At 70.4% G+C, this 17754-nt stretch carries 12 protein-coding genes and 1 pseudogene; 4 read left to right on the forward strand and 9 right to left on the reverse strand.

The window, feature by feature from the left end; genetic code table 11:
• The first annotated feature begins 3 nt into the window (after window positions 1–3).
• Both H4W31_RS27765 and H4W31_RS27770 read left to right on the forward strand, forming a co-directional pair.
• Window positions 4–1149 (forward strand): beta-ketoacyl synthase N-terminal-like domain-containing protein, encoded by a 1146-nt coding sequence (locus tag H4W31_RS27765; protein WP_192769330.1) that lies wholly within the window; start codon window positions 4–6, stop codon window positions 1147–1149.
• Entirely contained in the window at window positions 1116–3398 is a 2283-nt protein-coding gene (locus H4W31_RS27770) for an AMP-binding protein (protein ID WP_192769331.1), read from the forward strand. The genes H4W31_RS27765 and H4W31_RS27770 overlap by 34 nt, the downstream gene beginning before the upstream one ends.
• 425 nt (window positions 3399–3823) lie before the next feature.
• Here H4W31_RS27770 and H4W31_RS27775 read toward each other — a convergent pair whose 3' ends face one another.
• The 6 genes from H4W31_RS27775 to H4W31_RS27800 all read right to left on the reverse strand — a co-directional run bounded on the left by H4W31_RS27775 (window position 3824) and on the right by H4W31_RS27800 (window position 12461).
• Window positions 3824–4687 (reverse strand): ABC transporter permease, encoded by an 864-nt coding sequence (locus H4W31_RS27775; RefSeq protein WP_192769332.1) that lies wholly within the window; start codon window positions 4685–4687, stop codon window positions 3824–3826.
• Window positions 4687–5631, reverse strand: coding sequence for an ABC transporter permease (locus tag H4W31_RS27780; RefSeq protein WP_318783438.1), 945 nt, complete (start codon window positions 5629–5631; stop codon window positions 4687–4689). The genes H4W31_RS27775 and H4W31_RS27780 overlap by 1 nt, the downstream gene beginning before the upstream one ends.
• Window positions 5628–6752, reverse strand: a complete 1125-nt coding sequence (locus H4W31_RS27785; protein WP_192769333.1) for an ABC transporter ATP-binding protein — start codon at window positions 6750–6752, stop codon at window positions 5628–5630. The genes H4W31_RS27780 and H4W31_RS27785 overlap by 4 nt, the downstream gene beginning before the upstream one ends.
• Before the next feature lie 58 nt (window positions 6753–6810).
• Window positions 6811–8022, reverse strand: a complete 1212-nt coding sequence (locus H4W31_RS27790; protein ID WP_192769334.1) for an ABC transporter substrate-binding protein — start codon at window positions 8020–8022, stop codon at window positions 6811–6813.
• A gap of 112 nt (window positions 8023–8134) precedes the next feature.
• Window positions 8135–11281, reverse strand: coding sequence for a glycosyl hydrolase 115 family protein (locus tag H4W31_RS27795; RefSeq protein ID WP_192769335.1), 3147 nt, complete (start codon window positions 11279–11281; stop codon window positions 8135–8137).
• A gap of 256 nt (window positions 11282–11537) precedes the next feature.
• Window positions 11538–12461: an oxidoreductase gene (locus H4W31_RS27800; protein WP_318783752.1), complete on the reverse strand. Its 924-nt coding sequence runs from the start codon at window positions 12459–12461 to the stop codon at window positions 11538–11540.
• Window positions 12462–12482: 21 nt separating this feature from the next.
• Between H4W31_RS27800 and H4W31_RS27805 the strand changes: the two genes are divergently transcribed.
• Window positions 12483–12788: a hypothetical protein gene (locus H4W31_RS27805; RefSeq protein WP_192769336.1), complete on the forward strand. Its 306-nt coding sequence runs from the start codon at window positions 12483–12485 to the stop codon at window positions 12786–12788.
• Between the two features lie 10 nt (window positions 12789–12798).
• Here the strand turns inward: H4W31_RS27805 and H4W31_RS27810 are convergent, their stop codons facing one another.
• Window positions 12799–14214: an aminopeptidase P family protein gene (locus H4W31_RS27810; protein ID WP_192769337.1), complete on the reverse strand. Its 1416-nt coding sequence runs from the start codon at window positions 14212–14214 to the stop codon at window positions 12799–12801.
• Between the two features lie 403 nt (window positions 14215–14617).
• Between H4W31_RS27810 and H4W31_RS27815 the strand changes: the two genes are divergently transcribed.
• The gene (locus H4W31_RS27815; protein ID WP_225945717.1) at window positions 14618–15211 is read left to right on the forward strand and encodes a class I SAM-dependent methyltransferase; all 594 of its coding nucleotides are present in this window, start codon (window positions 14618–14620) and stop codon (window positions 15209–15211) included.
• Between the two features lie 130 nt (window positions 15212–15341).
• Here the strand turns inward: H4W31_RS27815 and H4W31_RS44885 are convergent.
• Together H4W31_RS44885 and H4W31_RS27825 are read right to left on the reverse strand one after the other, a co-directional pair.
• Window positions 15342–15950: pseudogene (locus tag H4W31_RS44885) on the reverse strand (transposase); the annotation flags it as partial.
• Window positions 15951–16079: 129 nt separating this feature from the next.
• Window positions 16080–17741 carry an extracellular solute-binding protein gene (locus H4W31_RS27825; protein ID WP_192769338.1) on the reverse strand — a complete coding sequence of 554 codons (1662 nt, stop codon included), beginning with the start codon at window positions 17739–17741 and terminating at the stop codon, window positions 16080–16082.
• Window positions 17742–17754 lie beyond the last annotated feature (13 nt).

Consider the following 17754-nt stretch of genomic DNA (forward strand, 5'->3'; position numbering starts at 1 on the left):
GGCATGACCGGGCCGGAAGACCTGGCCCGCCTGGTCGGCGGGGCGTCGGTGGCACCGTCGGAGGTACGGCGGTTCGAGGCCCCGTACACCGATCTGGATCCGGTGGACCGGCTGGCCGCCGGTCCGGTCGAACCCCGGATGCCCCCGGGCGTCGCCGTCCGAGGGCTGCGGGCGGTGCCCCGCGAATCGCTGCTCGCGCTCGCCGCGGCGGTCACGGCGGAGGACGCCGCCTCGACGATCGGCACGCCGGTGACCGGTGCGCCGGTGACCGGGGTCGGCACACCGTCGGTCGGCGCGGCGTCGGTCGGCACACCGCCGGGCGGTACGCCGGTCTTCGCCGCCGATGTCGGTCCGGTCGCAGTGCTCTGGGCCAGTTCGAGTGCCGGGCTGGCCGAGTACGCCACCATCTGCGTCGAGGCCGCCGTGCTGGACCCGGGCCTGAGCAGCCCGATCATCGGTCCCGCGTCGGCGTTCAACGGACCGGCGGCGACGGTGTCCATCCGGCTCGGACTTGACGGACCGAACGAGACGGTCACCGGCGGTACGACGGCCGGGCTGACCGCCCTGATCGAGGCGGGTCGGTTCGTGGCCGACGGCGCGGCGACGCGGGCCCTGGTCGGCGCCTCGGCGACGGTGAGCCGGTGGAGCCTGGCCGGCCTGGCCGAGAACTTCGTCGCGGCCGAGGGCGCCGGATGTCTCGCGGTCCAGCCGTGGCGCGACGGCGACCCTGGCGTCCGCCTCGGGCGGTTCCGCCGGGTGGGCCTGGACCGGTCCCGGCTGGCGGCCGAATGCCACGACCTGGTCCGCACCGCGCTGCTCACCGGCGGTGTCCGGGACGGAGCGCCCGGCGCCGGAGCGACGGCCGACGGGGGAGGCGGCGGCCTGGCACCGTTGATCGTCTCAGCGCTCGACGTCGACCTGGTCGACGCGCTGACCCAGGAGTACCCCGGGCCGGTGTGGCACCTGGAACGGTCGCTCGGCGACTTCGGTGCGGCCGGCGGCTTCATGGCGGTGGCCTGTGCCGTCGCGTACTGCGCCAGCGTTCCGGCGCCGACGAGCATGCTCGCGCTGGCGATCGAACCGTCCGGAAACACCGCCATCATGGAGGTCTTCACATGGGAAGCGCCAACCTCGTCGAGCGGCTGGTAGGGCGGCAACTCGCGCTCGGCCGGGGTGAGCGGGTCGCCTACCTGGACCCGGACGGGCAACTCAGCTACGCGGAGTTGTACCGCGCGGTGCGCTGGTACGCGGCGCGGCTGGCCGGAGCCGGGATCCGACCCGGAGTCCGTGGGTTGATCGTCGCCGACGACGCCATTCCGACCGTGGTCGCGATCCTGGCACTGTGGTGGCGGGGCGCGGTCGCGGTTCCGGTGAGCCCGATGCTGACCGAGGCGGAGCTGGCGTTCATCGCCGAGGACTGTCAGGCCGGCTTCCTGCACGCCGACGAGCGCGGCGGCGAGCTGGCCACCCGGGCCGGCCTCGCCGGGCTGCCCCGGGGCGACGCGGGTTGGTCGGAGCACGGCAGTCCGCCGGCGCCGCCGCCGGTCAACCAGGACCCGTCCGAGGTGCTGCTGATCCAGTACACCTCGGGCAGTACCGGCAAGCCGAAGGGCGTGCTGCACAACGGATCCGGAGTGGAGGCCGTACTCGCGGGCTTCGGCCGGGTCCTCGACCTCCGGCCCGAGGACACCGTGCTCTCCACCGCCAAACTTCCCTTCGGGTACGGCTTCGGCAACTCGCTGCTCTTCCCGCTCGCCACCGGGGCGGCGGTGATCCTCAACCAGGGTCCGCCGGACGTCTACCGGCTCGCCGCGACGATCGCCCGGCACCGGCCGACCGTGCTCTGCGCGGTGCCCCGGATCTACGCCGCGCTGCTCGACCGGGCCCGCGCCGCGACGACTCCGACGGCCGCCGCGACTCCGACGGCCGCCGGGACTTCGACGACAGCCGGGACTTCGACGGCCGCCGCGAGCCCGACGGTGGGGCAGGCGGACGGGGCCGGCCCGCCCGACCTTCGCTCCGTGCGGCTCGCCGTATCGGCCGGCGAGCACCTGCCCGGGGCGCTCTGCGACGGGTTCACCCGAACCTTCGGGGTGCCACTGGTCAACGGCCTCGGCGCGACCGAGGTGCTGCACATCGTGGTCGCCACCCGGGGCAGCCGACCCGGGTCGACCGGGACCGCCGTGCCCGGCATGACGGTCAGCGTCCGGGACGACGCCGGTCACCCGCTGCCGGTCGGATCGGAGGGGCGGCTGCACGTGGCGGGCCCGTCCGTCGCCGCCGGCTATCTGGACCGTCCCGAGTCGCAGGCCCGTACCTTCGCCGACGGCGGGGCGTACACCGGTGACATCGTCGCGCAGCAGCCGGACGGCGAACTCCGGTACCTGTGTCGGCACGACGACCTGATCAACATCGGCGGGTACAAGGTGTCACCCCTCGACGTGGAGGCGGCGGTGCGGGACCTGGCCGGGCTGGCCCAGTGTGTGGTGGTCGGGTCACGGGACCAGAACGGACTGGAGCAGGCGGTCGCCTACCTGGTACCGGCACCCGGGGCCGATCCGGTTCCGCTGCGCCAGAGCGCCCGGGCCGCCTTCCGGGCCGGGCTGCCACCGTTCAAGCGCCCCGCCGTCGTCGAGGTCGTCGAGCACCTGCCGACCACCTCCACCGGCAAGCTCGCCCGGTACAAGCTCCGGGCGGCGGGTACGGCGCCGGCGGTGGTCCGGATGCGGGTACTACGCGACGGTCCGGGACGGACCCTGGTCTGCATCCCGTACGCGGGCGGCTCGTCCGGGGCGTTCACCCGGTTGGCCCGGCACCTGCCCGGCTCCTGGCGGGTGGTGGCGGGCGAGGCGACGTACCGGGACGGCGTCACCATCGCCGACGCGGCCCGTGCCTGGTGGCAGGCGGGTACGCCGTACCTGTCCGACGGGGCGGTCCTGTTCGGACACAGCCTGGGCGCCGTGCTTGCCGCCGCGGTCGCCGACGCGGCCGGGGAGGGGCTGGCCGGTACGCAGGTCGTACTCTCCGCCCCGCCGCTGCTGCCCGGAGCGGAGCGCCCGGCGCTGGTCTCCGACGACGACGAGACGCTGCTGGCCGGGTTGCGCAGCACCGGGCTGCTGCCGACCAGCGGGCTGACCTCGGAGGAGATCATCCGGCTGCTGCTGCCCCGGTTCCGTCGGGACATCGCGCTCGCGCCGAACGGGTTCGAGGGCGTACGGACCCGGGCGGTGCACGTGCTGCTCGGTACCGACGACGGACTCTGTACCCGGGAGGCGCTGGCCGCCCGGATCCCCGTCGACCGGATAGCCAGCCTGCACCTGATCACCGGCGACCACTACTTCGTCACCACCAATCCGGTGCAGACCGCCGAAGTGCTGGCCGGGATGTTCCAGGACTGACGCCCCGCCTCGGCGGCGGTCACTTCGCCTTGACGACGTGCGGGAACTGCTCGCCGCGGGCGGTGGCGTTCCGGGCGGGGCGCCATCGAGGTGATGCGACACGGATACTCCTGGCGTGGAGAGCGGGACAGATCTTCCGTTTACTAGGTGATTTGCCCCACCCAGCCGTCGCCAGGCCACCTGCCGGTGGATCCGCCAGTGGGTGTACGCGAACGTGCTGAGGAACAGCGCGGTCAACTGGATCACCGCGAAGAGGAAGGTCAGGTCGAAGAAGAGCTCTTCCCAGGTCACCCCCCTTGTCCGACTGCTGGTGCTGCACCGCCTCAACATACCGATCACCATTGGTGGTTTCGCCGGCTCGACGGATCCGGCGGGGGCGGTACGGAACCCGGGGCAGCCGACGGTGCCCCGGGTCCCGTACCGCGTCAGTCGACGTCCTCCCGGACCCGGGCGACCAGTTGGGTCGGATTGACGAACCGCAACGCGATCACCAGGAGCACCAGCATCATGGCGGTGTACATGACCGCCATCGCGTCGATGGACTGTTGGGCCCGGATACCGGCCGCCGACATCGAGTAGTACAGCGCCACGACCAGGGTCTGCGAATCCGGCCCGGCCGTGAGGAAGGTCAACTCGAACATCCCGACCGTACGCACCAGGACCAGGATCGAGGCGGCCAGGATCCCCGGGGTCAACAGGGGGGCGAGGATCCGGACGAAGATCTGCCGGGTACCGGCCCCACACATCCGGGCCGCCCGCTCCACCGCCGGGTCGATTTGCTCGATGAACGGCGTCATGGTGAGGATCACGAACGGCACCGAGGGCACCAGGTTCGCCAGCACCACCCCGGACAGGTGGCCGGCGAAGCCGTACTTGTAGAGCACCGTCGCCAGCGGAATGCCGTAGGTGATCGGCGGCATCAGGATCGGAAGCAGGAACAGCAGGTAGAGCAGCCGCCGGCCGGGGAACGAGCGACGGGCCAGCACGTACGCCGCCGGCACCCCGACCAGCACCGAGATGCCGACCACCAGCAGCGACACCTCCAGGGTCACCACCAGCACCTGGAACAGGCCGAACTCCTGCCAGGACTGGCCGTACCACTTCGTGGTGAACTCCTGCGGGAACCAGGTGTCGAACCAGCGGTTGCCGAAGGAGCTGACCAGCACCGAACCGATCACGCCGGCCAGGTTGACGAAGAAGAACGCCACCACGCCCCAGATCAGCCAGGCGGCCGGCCTGGCGACCAGACGTCGACGGCGGCGCGCCAGAGTCGTTCCGGACGACGTCATCAGCCCTTTCCTCCCGCCGTCGCACCGGTGTAGAGCAGCGCCCGCCAGCCGAGTACGGCGGCGATCACCAGCAGTTCGACCAGCCCCATCAACACCGCGATGGTGGCCGCCATCGGATAGTCGTACTGCACGTACGCCGCGTCGTACGCCGCGATCGAGATGACCCGGGTCGTACCGGCCGGGTCACCGACCAGGATGGCCGACGGGAAGACGCTGAACGCCAACACGAAGGTCAGGCAGAACGTGGTGGCGAGCCCGGGCGCCAGCAGCGGCAGCGTGATCCGGCGGAACCGCTGCCACCAGTTCGCCCCGAGGGTGGCGGCGGCCCGCTCCAACGTCGGGTCGATCCCCGACAGGTACGACAGCACCAGCAGGAACGCGAACGGGAAGCCGGTGATGACGATGGAGAAGAACACGCCCCAGTAGTTGTTGGTGAGCCGGATCGGATCATCGGTCAGGCCGACGGCCAGCAGGGTCCGGTTGAACCAGCCGGTCGGGCCGAGGAAGTTGAGCAGCCCCTGTGCGGTCAGCACGGTGCCGAGGGTGATCGGCACCACCAGCACCGTGGTGAGCAGCCGCTTGCCCCGGAACCGGCCGCGCATCCGGTAGGCGATCGGCACCGAGGCCGCGACGTTGAGCAGGGCCGCCGGCAGCGACAGCTTCAGGGTCGTCCAGATGGTGTCCCGGAGGTACGCGTCGGAGAAGAACTCCTGGTACGCGGCGAACGGGCCGCCCTCGGCCGGCTGGAACGACAGCCCGACGCCGTACCCGAACGGGTAGATGAAGAGCACCAGGATGAAGACCGCGGCCGGGACCAGCAGCAGGAGTTGCCGGTCGATGCCCCGCTCGGCCAGCCGGTGCCGGAGCGCCACCCGCGTCCCGACCCGCGACCGGCCGTCCGGTGCAGGGTCGTCGGTGCGTGGTGGCGTCGCCGTGGCGCTCACCGGGCACCCTCGACGGCCGGTCCCGGAGACACCGTGTCGACGGGCTCGTCCAGCAGGCCGGCGTCGGCCTCGTCCGTCGGAAAGACCAGCAGTCGTACGGGATCCACCGCGATCCCGATCCGGTCACCGAGGGTCGGACGCACCTCGGTACGCAGGTTGAACTGCACCCCCTCGGCGGTGCGGGCCTCGACCGCCACCTCGCGGCCCTGGTACTCGACCACCTCGACGACGGCCGGTACGCCCTCCTCCGGACCGGTGATCCGCAGGTCCTCGGGGCGGACTCCGGCGACCACCTCGGCCCCGGCGGACACCGGCCCGACCGGGGTGCCGACCAGCCGCAGCCCGTGACCGGTCACCACCACCTCCGAGCCGGTACGCTCGTCCGCCCGCAACCGCAGCAGGTTGCGGTATCCCATGAAGTCGGCGACGTGCCAGTTCACCGGCCGGGTGTGCAACTCCTCCGGGGTGCCGATCTGCTGCACCCGGCCGGCGCGGAGCACCACCAGCCGATCCGCCAGAGACAGCGCCTCCTCCTGGTCGTGCGTGACGTACACCGTGGTCAGCCCCAGCGACTGGTGCAGCCGCCGGATCTCGGTACGCATCTCCAGCCGCAACTTTGCGTCTAGATTGGACAGCGGCTCGTCCATCAGTACGAGCGAGGGTTCCAGCACCACCGCGCGGGCGATGGCGACCCGCTGCTGCTGCCCGCCGGAGAGCTGTCCGGGCAGCTTGGTCGCGTGTTCCTCCAGCCGGACCAGCCGGATGGCCTCCTCGGTCCGGCGCCGGACCTCGGCCCGGGGCAGCCGACGCATCTGCAACCCGAAGGCGATGTTGCGACGTACCGACATGTGCGGGAAGAGCGCGTAGTTCTGGAAGACCATCCCGAAACCGCGTCGTTCCGCCGGCACCGTGTCGAGCCGGGTGTCGTCGGACCAGATGCTGCCCCGGGTCAGTGGGAGCAGGCCGGCCAGGCAGTTCAACGCGGTGGACTTACCGCAGCCCGACGGTCCGAGCAGGGCGATGAACTCCCCGCTGCGGACCGTCAGGTCGAGGTCGGTCAGCGCGTCGTGGCCGGCGAAGCTCCGCGTCACACCGTCCAGCCGCAGTTGCGCGAACTTCACTTGTTCCTGTCCTCTGTTCGTGACTGCGGGGCTCGCAAACCCGGCTCACTCCTCGCCCTCACTTGCTCACCTTTGCGCCGCCGATCTCGCGGTCCCATTTGCTGAACGCCTCGACCAGCGCCTTGGCGTCGAGCGGCACCTCGAGGGGGTTGTTGGCGATGAGTTGCTCGTACTCGGGCCGGCCGAACTGCTCGATCGCCTTGCGGCTGGCCTCCGGCGCCATCGACAGCGGCACGTCCTTGATCGCCGGCCCGGGGTAGAAGTAGCCCTGGTCGTACGCCTTGGCCTGCTGCTCGGGGGTCAGCATGTGGTTCAGCAGGGCCAGGATGGCGGCCTGCTTGTCCGTCGACACTCCCTTGGGGACGACCGCGTAGTGCGCGTCGGTGACCCAGTGGAAGCCCTCCAGCGTGCCGACCTTCGCCTCCTCCGGCACGGTGCCGAGCACCCGTGGGTTGATGTCCCAGCCGGTGGTGCTGACGATGATCTTCGCGGATCCGTTGGCCAGGTTCTTCATCGTCTCGCCGGTACCGGACGGGTAGAGGGTGACGTACTTGTTCAGTTCGGCGAGGTACGCCCAGGTCTTGGCCCAGCCGTTCACCGGGTCCTTCGGGTCCGTGTCGCCCAGCAGGTACGGCAGGCCCATCAGGAAGGTCCGGCCCGGTCCGGAGTTGGACGGCCGGGCGTACTGCACCGCACCCGGGTTGGCCTTGGCGTAGTCGAGCAGCGCCTGGGCACTGGTCGGCGGGTTCGGCACCTTCGCCGGCAGGTACTCGATCAGCGGCCCGGACGGGTAGTAGGTGACCGTCACGCCGTGGTCGCGGGCCAGCTTCTGCATCGCCGCCGCGCCGGGCAGGTAGTTCGCCATCCCGGACAGCCGGTCGGCATGGGTGGGCAGCAGCGGCGTCCACAGGTTCTGCTCGATGCCGGCCGCCAGCCCGTCCACACCGGTCAGCACCAGGTCGATCTCGACCCGGTTGGCGTCCTGCTGGGCCTTGACCTTGCCGACCAGCTCCGGCGAGGGCGACTTCGAGTACGTCACCTTCGACACCGTGTCCGAGTTCTTCGAGACGAAGTCGTCGATCATCGTCTGGGTGAGTTGCAGGTTGCCCGCGACGTCGAGAATGTTCAGCACGACCGGTGAACCGGGCTTGTCGGGGACCGCGCCTCCGCTCGGCCCGGGTTGCGCGGCCTCGGGCGCACCGCAGGCGGCGACCAGGCTCAGCGCGGTCAGGGCCGTGGCGGCGAACAGTCGGCGTTGGCTTCGACGCATGGCATTCCCCTCTCTCTATGCTGCTACATGATGTCTCTCTATGCGGTGGCGGTCCGCGCCGGCCCCCGGGAAGGGCTGACGCGGACCGCCACCGGTTGGAGGATGTCGGGGATCAGTGACCGATCCTGGTGCTCTCCGGTGGCCCCAGATAGCTCGGTCGCAGTCCGCCGGTGTCGACGACGAGCTGCTGCACCACCACTGTCGGGTCGACCATCCAGAACTTGAGCGTGTGTACGCCCGGCCGGTCGACGGTGTGCAGAGTGGTCGTGACGTTGACGTTGTCGGAGGTGTTCCGCTCCCACTGCCGGTTCATCGTCGTGTCGTTCGCGCCGGTGCTGGTGGTGGCGTTGACGATCTGTGGAGCCCCGCCGTCGATCGAGACCGCGTACCGGAGTCCCTCGGTCGGCAGCACGTTGTTCCGGGGGGACAGGTACGCCGACACCTTCACCGGACCGGGCGTGGTCAGGGTCATCTCGTACTCCAGGCGCGGGGTGTTGCCGCCCGGCGTACGGCTGGCGGCGGTGACCGGGAACGGCGTCAGGCCGTCACCGGTCCGGCCGAGGTCGGGGATCCGCTTCCAGTACACCCCGCCGGTGTTCACCGCCCGGGTGTAGTGCGCGGCCGGAATCGAGACGTAGCCGTTCGCCTCGACGTGCCCCTTCGGGCGCAGCCCCTGCGGGTTATCAACCTTTGCCTGCACCACGACGCTGGCGCCGTCCGGGCCGGTGACCGTGATGGGCACCGTGGTGCTGCCCTTCGGGGCGCGCCGCCAGTCGACCCGGACCTCGATCCGGACCTGGTCGTCGACCCGGCCGCCGCGCCGGTCGAGCTTCAGCCAGGGCGCGTCGGCGCGGACCGTGTAGTCGAACGGGACGCTGCCCCGGTTGAACACCTCGAGGTACTGCCCCGGCTGGCTCTGGTACGGGCTGAACGTCGGCAGCACCGCCGGCCCGGTCTCGGCCGGCCACCACCTGTCGGAGCCGTCGATCGCGACACCCAGTTCGGCCGTTGCCGGCACCTCGATCCGCTTCAGGTGCGGGTAGAAGGCGTCGGGCAGCGCCTGGTAGTTCAGTTCCGGCTGCTGCCAGGGCGCGTTCGGGCCGTACCGGGCGATGTCGCCGTACCCGATCTTGGGTTGGGTCTGGAAGCCGCGCCACTTCCCGCCGGCCAGGGTGTTGTTGTAGTAGTCGGACATCGCCTGGTCCTCGGCGAACCGCTCCTCGGCCTCCTCGGCCACGGCGTTGGTGGCGGCCCGGCCCTGGGCGGCGTAGAGCAGGTTGGTGAACTGCGCCTCCCGCAGGGCGTAGAGGTTCGCCGTCGCCGCCACCTGGTAGTGGACGAGCTGGTAGTAGGCGTCGTCGTAGCCGTCCGGAAGCCGGCCGCGGACCTGTTCGGCCCGCGCGGCGAGCTGCCGCCACTCCTGTACGACCCGGCGCGTCTCCTGGTAGTCGGTCAGGCTGTACGGGCTGGTGTCGGTGTAGACCACCGCCGAGGAGTCGGTCGCCGGGTCCTTGGCCGGGTCGAGGGTGATCCTCCGGTTCAGTAGTTCCGGCTTGCGCCGGGCCTGGAGCTGGCCGTACTCGTGCAGGATCTCGCCGATCTCCCCGGCGTACCGGTCGGGGAAGTTCTGCGCCGCGTACGCCTGCTGCCATTCGTCGAGCTTCTCGATCGGGATGCTTCCCGGATCCCAGGCGTAGTCGAGGAAGAGCTGGAGCGGCAGCTCCTCGTTCTTCATGTCACCGACGTTGACCACCCAGAGCTTGTCGACGCCGTACGTGTACGTCAGGTTCAACTGCTCCCAGGTGCTGGCCAGGTTGATCGTGTCGACCCACTTGTAGTTCCGGCCGCCACCGACGTAGTCGAAGTGGTAGTACATCCCGTACCCGCCGCCGCGGGCCGGCAGGCTCTGGTCCGGCAGCTTCCGCATGTTGCCCCAGTTGTCGTCACAGAACACCACCGTGACGTCGTCCGGCGGGCGCATGCCCCGGTCCCAGTAGCGCTGGACCTCCTTGTAGAGGGTGAAGACCTGCGGGATGTCCGGCAGTTCACGGTCGCTGACCTCGTCGAGGATCTGGCGCTGGCTGGCGATGATGCTCTCCATCAGCTCGATGCCGTCCCCGTCGGGCAGGCTGACGTCGCCGTTGCCGCGCATGCCGAGGGTGACCACGCCCTCGAAGTCCTGCTCCTCCATCCGTTCGATGCCGTCCCGCCAGTACCCCTTGAGCGCATCGGAGTTACGCCGGAAGCTCCACTCACCGGTGCCGCCGTACGGGTCGGTGCCGCCTCTGGCGTGCCGGTTCCACTCCTCGATGCCCCGCATCATCGGCGCCTCGTGCGAGGTGCCCATCACCACGCCGTACTCCTTGGCGGTGGCATGGTTGGCCGGGTCGTCCTCGGCGAACGCCCGGCCCCAGACCGCCGGCCAGAGGTAGTTGGCCTTCAGCCGCAGCATGGTCTCGAAGACCTTGGCGAAGAAGTGCCGGTTGAAGCCGCCCTCGAAGCCCGGCGCGAGGCCGGGGCCGAAGAAGTTCGGTGCCCAGGTGCCCAGGGCCGGGTTCTCGTCGTTGATGAAGAAGCCGCGGTACTGCACCGCGGGCGTGCCCTGGGTGTGCCGGCCGGGCAGGACGTGCAGCGCGTCGCTGGACCGGGCCGGGACGTCGTCCCACCAGTACCAGGGGGAGACGCCCGCCTGTTTGGACACCTCGTACGTCCCGAAGATGGTGCCCCGCTGGTCGCTGCCGGCGATCACGAGGGCGCGACGGACGCCGGGCAGCGGGTTCTGGACGATCTGTTGCAGCGAGGTCTCCCACTTGCCGGCGATCCCAGTGACGTTGAGCTTGCGACTGGCGACGAGTTGGTCGATCAGCGGGCTCTTGCCGATGGTGCCGACGAGCACGACCTCGCCCTGCCGGGGCACCCGGTCCACCGAGACCGTGGGGCGTACCTCGGTGACCCGCTCGATGTCGGCCTGCAGGTCGCTCACCACCCGGACCACGCCGGGGTGGTCGCTGGCGCTCACCACCAGCGTCGCGGCCCGGCCGCGCTCGACAAGCGGCAGGCTGCCCGGCTTGGACCGGGTCGAGATGAAGCCGGCGGGATCGGACCTGTCGTCGGGTCCGGAGGCCCCGGCCGAGGACGCGGCCAGGGCGGGCGCCGCCGTGACGGCGACGGTCAGGGAGAGCAGGGCCCGGCAGAGTTTCGCGCCGGTGGGTCTGCTGCGGAGGAAAGCCGGCAGGCCGGCAGGGGTGGACCTTCTCATCTCGCGCTCCGGGCCTAGGAGGAGGTGGGGGAAGGTGCGCGGTGCGAAACTTCTCGGAAGTGTTCCGGAAAGGAAATCTAAGCGCATCCCTAGTGAAGGTCAAGGCGGTCGTCGATACGCAGCGCGCCCGGAGCGGTACGGAATACGACGAGCCGACGGCTGTCCCTGACCAGCGAATTCCGCTCAGCCCGTGGTTGCCTTGGTCATCCAATCTACGGGCGGTGAAACATTTTGGACCCGTCTCCGGAAATTTTCATCAGCGTTCTGGGTTGCTGCGATTCCCGCCCGGCCATAGGTCACCGAGGAACTGGTATTCGACCCGGGTCAGTCCTTCCGAGAGCTCCCACAGCCGGCGACCGATCTCCGGGTCGGTGGCGGTGCTCGGCAGCCGTACCGGTCCGGGTGCGCCACGCCCCTCGCCCCGCCCGGTCGGCCCGATGAACTCTCCGCCGGTGAGACCGGGGTGGGTGGCGGCGTACAGCGACGGCAGCGCCGCCCGGTCGGTGCTCTGGAACAGGATCGGTCGGAGTAGCAGGTTGATCGCCGCCAGCGCGCGCGGGACCTCGCGGGTGAGGTTGGTCTGGCTGACTCCCGGATGTGCCGCCACGGCGACGAGGCCGGTGTCCCCGCCGCGCCGGGCCAGTTCCTGGGTGAAGACGACGTTGGCGAACTTCGACATCGCATAGGCGCGCATCGGTCGGTACGTCTGCTCGCTGGCCACGTCCACCAGTTCGCCCGACCGCCAGCGCGAGGCGATCGCGCTCACCGTCACCACCCGGGCGGCCTTTGCCCGAAGCAGGGCCGGCAGCAGCCGTCCGGTCAGCGCGAAGTGCCCGAGGTGGTTGGTGCCGAAGGTGAGTTCGAAGCCGTCCGCGGTGGTGCGCCGCTCCGGGATGGCCATCACCCCGGCGTTGTTGATCAGCAGGTCGAGCGGGCGGTCGGCGGTCAGTACGCCGTCCGCCGCCGCGTTGATCGATTCGAGGTCGGCCAGGTCGAGTCGCCGGGTTTCGATGACGGCATCCGGCGACTCGGCCTGGATCGCCGAGGCGGCGTCGGTCAGCCGCGCCAGGTCTACACCTACTTCGGCGGCAAGGACGACCTCTTCGACGCGGTCTTCGACGCCATCGTCGAGCAGGCACTCGCGGAGACCCCGATCACTCCCGAGGACCTGGCCGGTTATGCCGGACGGCTCTTCGACGCCATGGAGGCCTACCCGGACGTCGCCCGGATCGCCACCTGGTACCGGCTCGAACGGACCGGGTCCGGGCGGACCATCCCGGCCATCACGGCGGCCAGCAAGGCCAAGGCGGACGCGATCCGGATCGCCCAACGGGCCGGCACGGTCTCGGGCCGGTTCGACGCCGAGCAACTGCTCGCCCTGGTGCTCACCCTCGCGTCGATGTGGTCGTCCCTGTCGATCGAGGCCGTCGAACTGGCCGCCGCCGCCGACCCGGACCGGCGTCGCGCCACCGTCACCGCCGCCGTCCGCCGTCTCGTCGAGCCCTGACCACCGCCGGCTAACCGGCCAGGGCGGACATCCACCCCTCGATGTCGTCGGCGGTCCGGGGCAACGCGGCGGACAGGTTCCGACTGCCGTCCTCGGTGATCAGCAGATCCTCCTCGATCCGCATCCCGAGTCCCCGCAGCTCGACCGGGACCAGTTCGTCGTTGGGTTGGAAGTACAACCCCGGCTCGACCGTGAGCACCATGCCGGCCTGCAACTCGCCCTCGACGTACCGGGCGGAGGTGGCCCGGCCGCAGTCGTGCACGTCCAGCCCGAGCATGTGCCCCGAGCCGCAGAGCGTCCAACGGCGGTAGAGCTGCCGCTCCGGGTCCAGCGCCTCGTCGACCGAGCAACGCAGCAACCCGAGGTCGACCAGGCCGGCGGCGAACACCGCCATCGCGGCCCAGTGGTAGTCCCGGAACATCGCGCCCGGACGAAGCTGCCCGATCGCCGCGTCGTTGGCCCGCCGGACCAGTTCGTAGACGTCCCGTTGCAGCGGGCTGAACCGGCCGTCCACCGGCAGCACCCGGGTGATGTCGGCGGTGTAACGGGACCCGACCTCGACCCCGGCGTCCAGCAGCAGCAACTCGCCGGGACGTACCGGACCGGTGTTGCGGTTCCAGTGCAGGATCGCCGCGCGGGCTCCGGACGCGACGATCGGCTGGTAGCCGACCTCCTCACCGTCGGTACGGGCCCGTCGCGAGAAGCTGCCCTCCAGCCAGCGTTCGCCACCGCCGGCGAGCGCCTCGGGGATCGCCCGCACCACGTCCTCGAAGCCCCGCACGGTGACGTCGACGGCGTGCTGGAGCTGTCCGACCTCCCACTCGTCCTTGATCAATCGCAGGTCGGCCAGTGCTACCACCAGATCCGTGTCGGCGATCGGATCGGTACGCGGCACCAGGGCGTCCACCCCGGCGTCGACCGTACGCAGCAGCCGGGCCCGGCCGGCCGCGTCGAGTGCACCGGGCAACTCGGCGAGCGAGCGGCAACGGAGCTGCAACGCCTCGCCCAGCGCGGCCAGGTCGGCCCGGGGACCGTTCCAGACGATGCCTGCCGCGCGGTCGGTCCAGTACGGCGCCGTACCCGGCCGGGGCGGCTCGTCCGAGTAGAGCGTGGCGTCGCCGGACGGATCCAGCACCAGCACGCCGCCCCGGTCCCCGTCACCGGTCAACCAGGTGTAGTCCGAGCCGGGCCGGAACCGGAAGTACTGGTCGTTGCTGCGTACCGGTGGCGCGCCGGCCGGCACGACGAGATGCTCGCCGGGGAACATGCCGGTCAGCCGGGCACGGCGCTTGGCCGCCCAGCTCGCGACCTCGGGATGCACCCGGACCGGCGCCTCCACCGGGGCCCAGCCGTCGAGCATGAACTCCGCGAGAGCCGGCGGCACCGGCAGATCGTGACTACTGGTGGCGGGGGCGCTGTCGGACATGCGAGACCTTTCACCGCCGGGTCGGCAATCCCGGACGGAGAATCACACCATGGCCGCCAACCGGTTCACCCCGCAAGGTCGCGCCGCGAAGTACCGACAGGAGTACGCCTGCGGCCCGACACGGTTCCAGCAGCTGTCCGAAGACCCGGCATCGGTCGACGTGCCGGGTCGGCGACACCGGGGTCAGGAAGCCGTCTGCGATCTCCTGACCCGGGTTCCGGCCGGTGCCTGATCGTCGGCCCTAGGTCGTGTCTCGAAGTACTTGCCCCGGTTCGCTGCCCGTGACGACCGGGATAGCTGCTTCGGGCCGCTCGACTGCGCGGGCTACCTCACTGCTGTGCCGGGCCGGGAAGGCCGGCCGCGTCGGCGTGCTTCAATGGCGACCGGGGGAGGTGGGAACTATATGACGAACTACGCCCGCATGTACCGCTGGGGAATCACCCCTTGGGAGGGTTACGAAAGGGCCACCGCCGGCAGCATCGCCACGCTGCTGGACCGGGAGGAGGTCGAGCGCTCGCGCCCGCTGGGTCGGGCGCTCGACGTCGGTTGCGGCCGGGGCCAGTACACTCCCGAGCTCGCTCGCCGGGGCTGGGAGGCCACGGGCATCGACTACGTACCGGCCGCGATCGAAGCGGCCCGCAGCAAGGACGTCGACGGCGTGACCTACGTCGTGGCGGACGCGACCAACCTGGGCGGGGCCGGTCTAGGGACGTTTGACTTCTTCTTCGACGTCGGCTGCTTCCAGGGCTTCGACGCCAATCAGCGACAGGCGGTGGGACGGGGCATCACGGCGATCGCCAACCCCGGGGCCACGCTGCTGATGTTGGCCTTCGGCCCGACCTGGTTCCGAGCGCTGGCGGGTGGTGTCTCGCAGGACGAGGTGACAGCGGCCTTCCCGGGCTGGACGCTGCTCGCTGTCGACCCGGCGCCGACCGGGGGGCTCGGCTGGCCGATGAACAGGACCTCTCCGCGCTGGTACCGGCTTCGTCGGTCCTAGGCAGTGTGACGAAGTCGGTCACAGCCAGCCGTTGATCGCGGCGATGTGCAGTGTGGCTTCGTAGCGCACGGCGAGCTTGTCGAACCTGGTGGCGACGCCGCGGTTGCGTTTGAGCCGGTTGATGCCGCACTCCACGGCGTGACGCTGTTGGTAGGTCTCGGGGTCGAAGGCCGGTGGGCGGGCCGCCCTTCGACCCGAGTTTGCGGCGGTTGGCGTCCTGGTCTGTCTTGGACGGGATGCAGGCTTTGATCCCACGACGGCGGAGATACCGCCGGTTGGCGCGGGACGTGTACGCCTTGTCGGCCAGGACCCGGTCCGGTCGGGTCCGGGGCCTCCCACCGTGCAGCCGGGGTACCCGGATACCGTTCAGGACCACCGTGAACTGTTTGCTGTCGCCCCGCTGGCCAGCGGTCAGCACCAGCGACAACGGTTTCTGGCCCTGCTCACACCCCAGGTGGACCTTGGTGGTCAGCCCGCCACGGGACCTGCCGAGGGCATGGTCGGCCGGCTCGTCCCGCACACCGCCGGGCGGCTCGGCCTGCAGACCACGACCCGTAACAGGTCGTACGTCCCGCCACGGGGCGCCAACACGGACCCGCCACCGGATCCCATCGATCAACTGCCGCTTACTGAACAACGACGGCCGACCCGACCGTTTCGGCTTGGGCAGCAACGGTTCCAGCGCTGCCCACTGCGCGTCGGTCAGGTCATGCCGCCGTGTCACCGCAATGGTGTCCACGAGGTCTCCGGTGCAGGTTCTTCTTGGTCGATGAACCAACTACCGGAGACCTCACTCGTTGTCGATCTCCGACCCGCACCCAATCACGTCAGGCCAGGTCAGACCACACATCCGACTTCGACACACTGCCTAGTCGCCGCTGTTCTTGATCCCGTCCTCGAACTCGGTACGGCACTGGTCGCCGCCGGTGTTCCGCCACTGCTTGACGATGTCGTCCCAGGCCGAGACGGGTTTGCGGCCACTGAGGATGTCGTGGTTCGCGTCGTTGACGATCGTGCCGAGCTGGCCGGACTTGCGGGACCAGGTGTCGGAGAAGACGCCGAGGGTGGGGTCCTTGATCGCTGTCGGGATGATCGACGCCTGGTACTCGTACGACTTCCGGGTCGCCTCGGCCTCGCCCGGTACGAAGATCACGTCGGGCGCGTCCACGATGTACCGGACGCCGAGCACCGTCTGGCTGACCCCGGCCTGGGTCAACGTGGGTCCGCCACCGCGCATGTTGTAGTGCTTCCCGGCGACGCCGTACCGGCGCAGCAGCCACTCCTCGGTGCCGAACGGAGCCGCCAGCCAGTTGCAGACCTTGAGCAGCGCCCGGATCCGACCCTCGTCGGCCTTCTTGAAGGCGGTGAAGTTGTTGGTCGCCTGGGCCTGCCAGGTGGCGGCGAAGCCTCCACCGCCGTGCACCGGCGGACGCATGCCGCCGATCTCGAACGTCGGCCCGGCGACGTTCTCGGCGAAGAACTGCGGCCAGGCGGTGTACCGGTCGGTGATCAGCAGGGCGCTGCCGGAGTTGAACCACTTCTTGAGCGGCGCGTTGTTGCTGAAGCTGTCCGGATGGACCACGCCGTCCTTGACCAACTGGGTCGCGTCGGCGAGTGCCTGCTTGTACTCCTCGCCCTCGTACGCGCTGACCAGTTGGCCGCCCTCGAGCCTCCACCGCCACGGGTTGCCGAGCATCTGCCGGATGAAGTCCAGCGGCGACGAGGCGAGCGCCCAGCGGTTCGCCCGGGCGTCGGTGACCTTCCGGCAGAGCTCCCGGAACTCCGCGAAGCTGCCTGGTTGAGGATCGACGCCGAGCTGCTTGAAGACGTCGTCGCGGCGCATCATCAGGGTGCCGCCGACGCCACGCGGGACCGGCAGGCCGTAGATGCCGCCGTTGTAGCGGCAGTCCCGCCAGGCGTCGGCCGGGAGGTTGGCCAGGAACGGGTAGTCGTTGACCGCGTCGCCGGACAGGTACGGGGTGAGGTCCTGGCACTTGGCGGCGAGCCAGGCCGGCAGGTTGGCGGTGCCGGCCGGCAGGCCGTTGGGGGTGAACAGCGCCGGCACGATGAGGTCGGGCAGGTCGTCCCCGGCGACCAGGGTGGCGAACTTGGTCGGCATGTCGGCGCTGGGCACGATGGTCAGTCGCAGGTCGGCACCGAGCCGCTTGTTCAACTCCTGCCAGAACGGGTTCTGCCCGAGCGCGGGCGGTACCGGGGAGTTGGTGAGCACGAAGGCGGAGACCGGACCACCGTCGCCGGGCGCGGCGTTGGTCGCGCGGACGGCCGGCTCGGGGTATTTGAGGAAGGCGTCCAACAGGCCCTGCGGGTTGCCCCGCAGGTCCGGGGTGACCCCGGTGTACGGGGTGTAGTTCGGCAGCCGGACCGAGCCGCTGGCCTGGTTGTTTCCGCCGCCGGTGGGACCGCCGCCGCCACCGCAGCCGGCGAGCAGGCCCGGGGTGGCGACCGCGGCGGCGGTGCCGAGCGCACCGGTGAGGAATTGCCGGCGGCCGATCGACGAAGAACTGGTCATCGTTGCTCCTTGG

This window comes from Plantactinospora soyae, from assembly GCF_014874095.1.
Classification (GTDB): Bacteria; Actinomycetota; Actinomycetes; order Mycobacteriales; family Micromonosporaceae; genus Plantactinospora; species Plantactinospora soyae.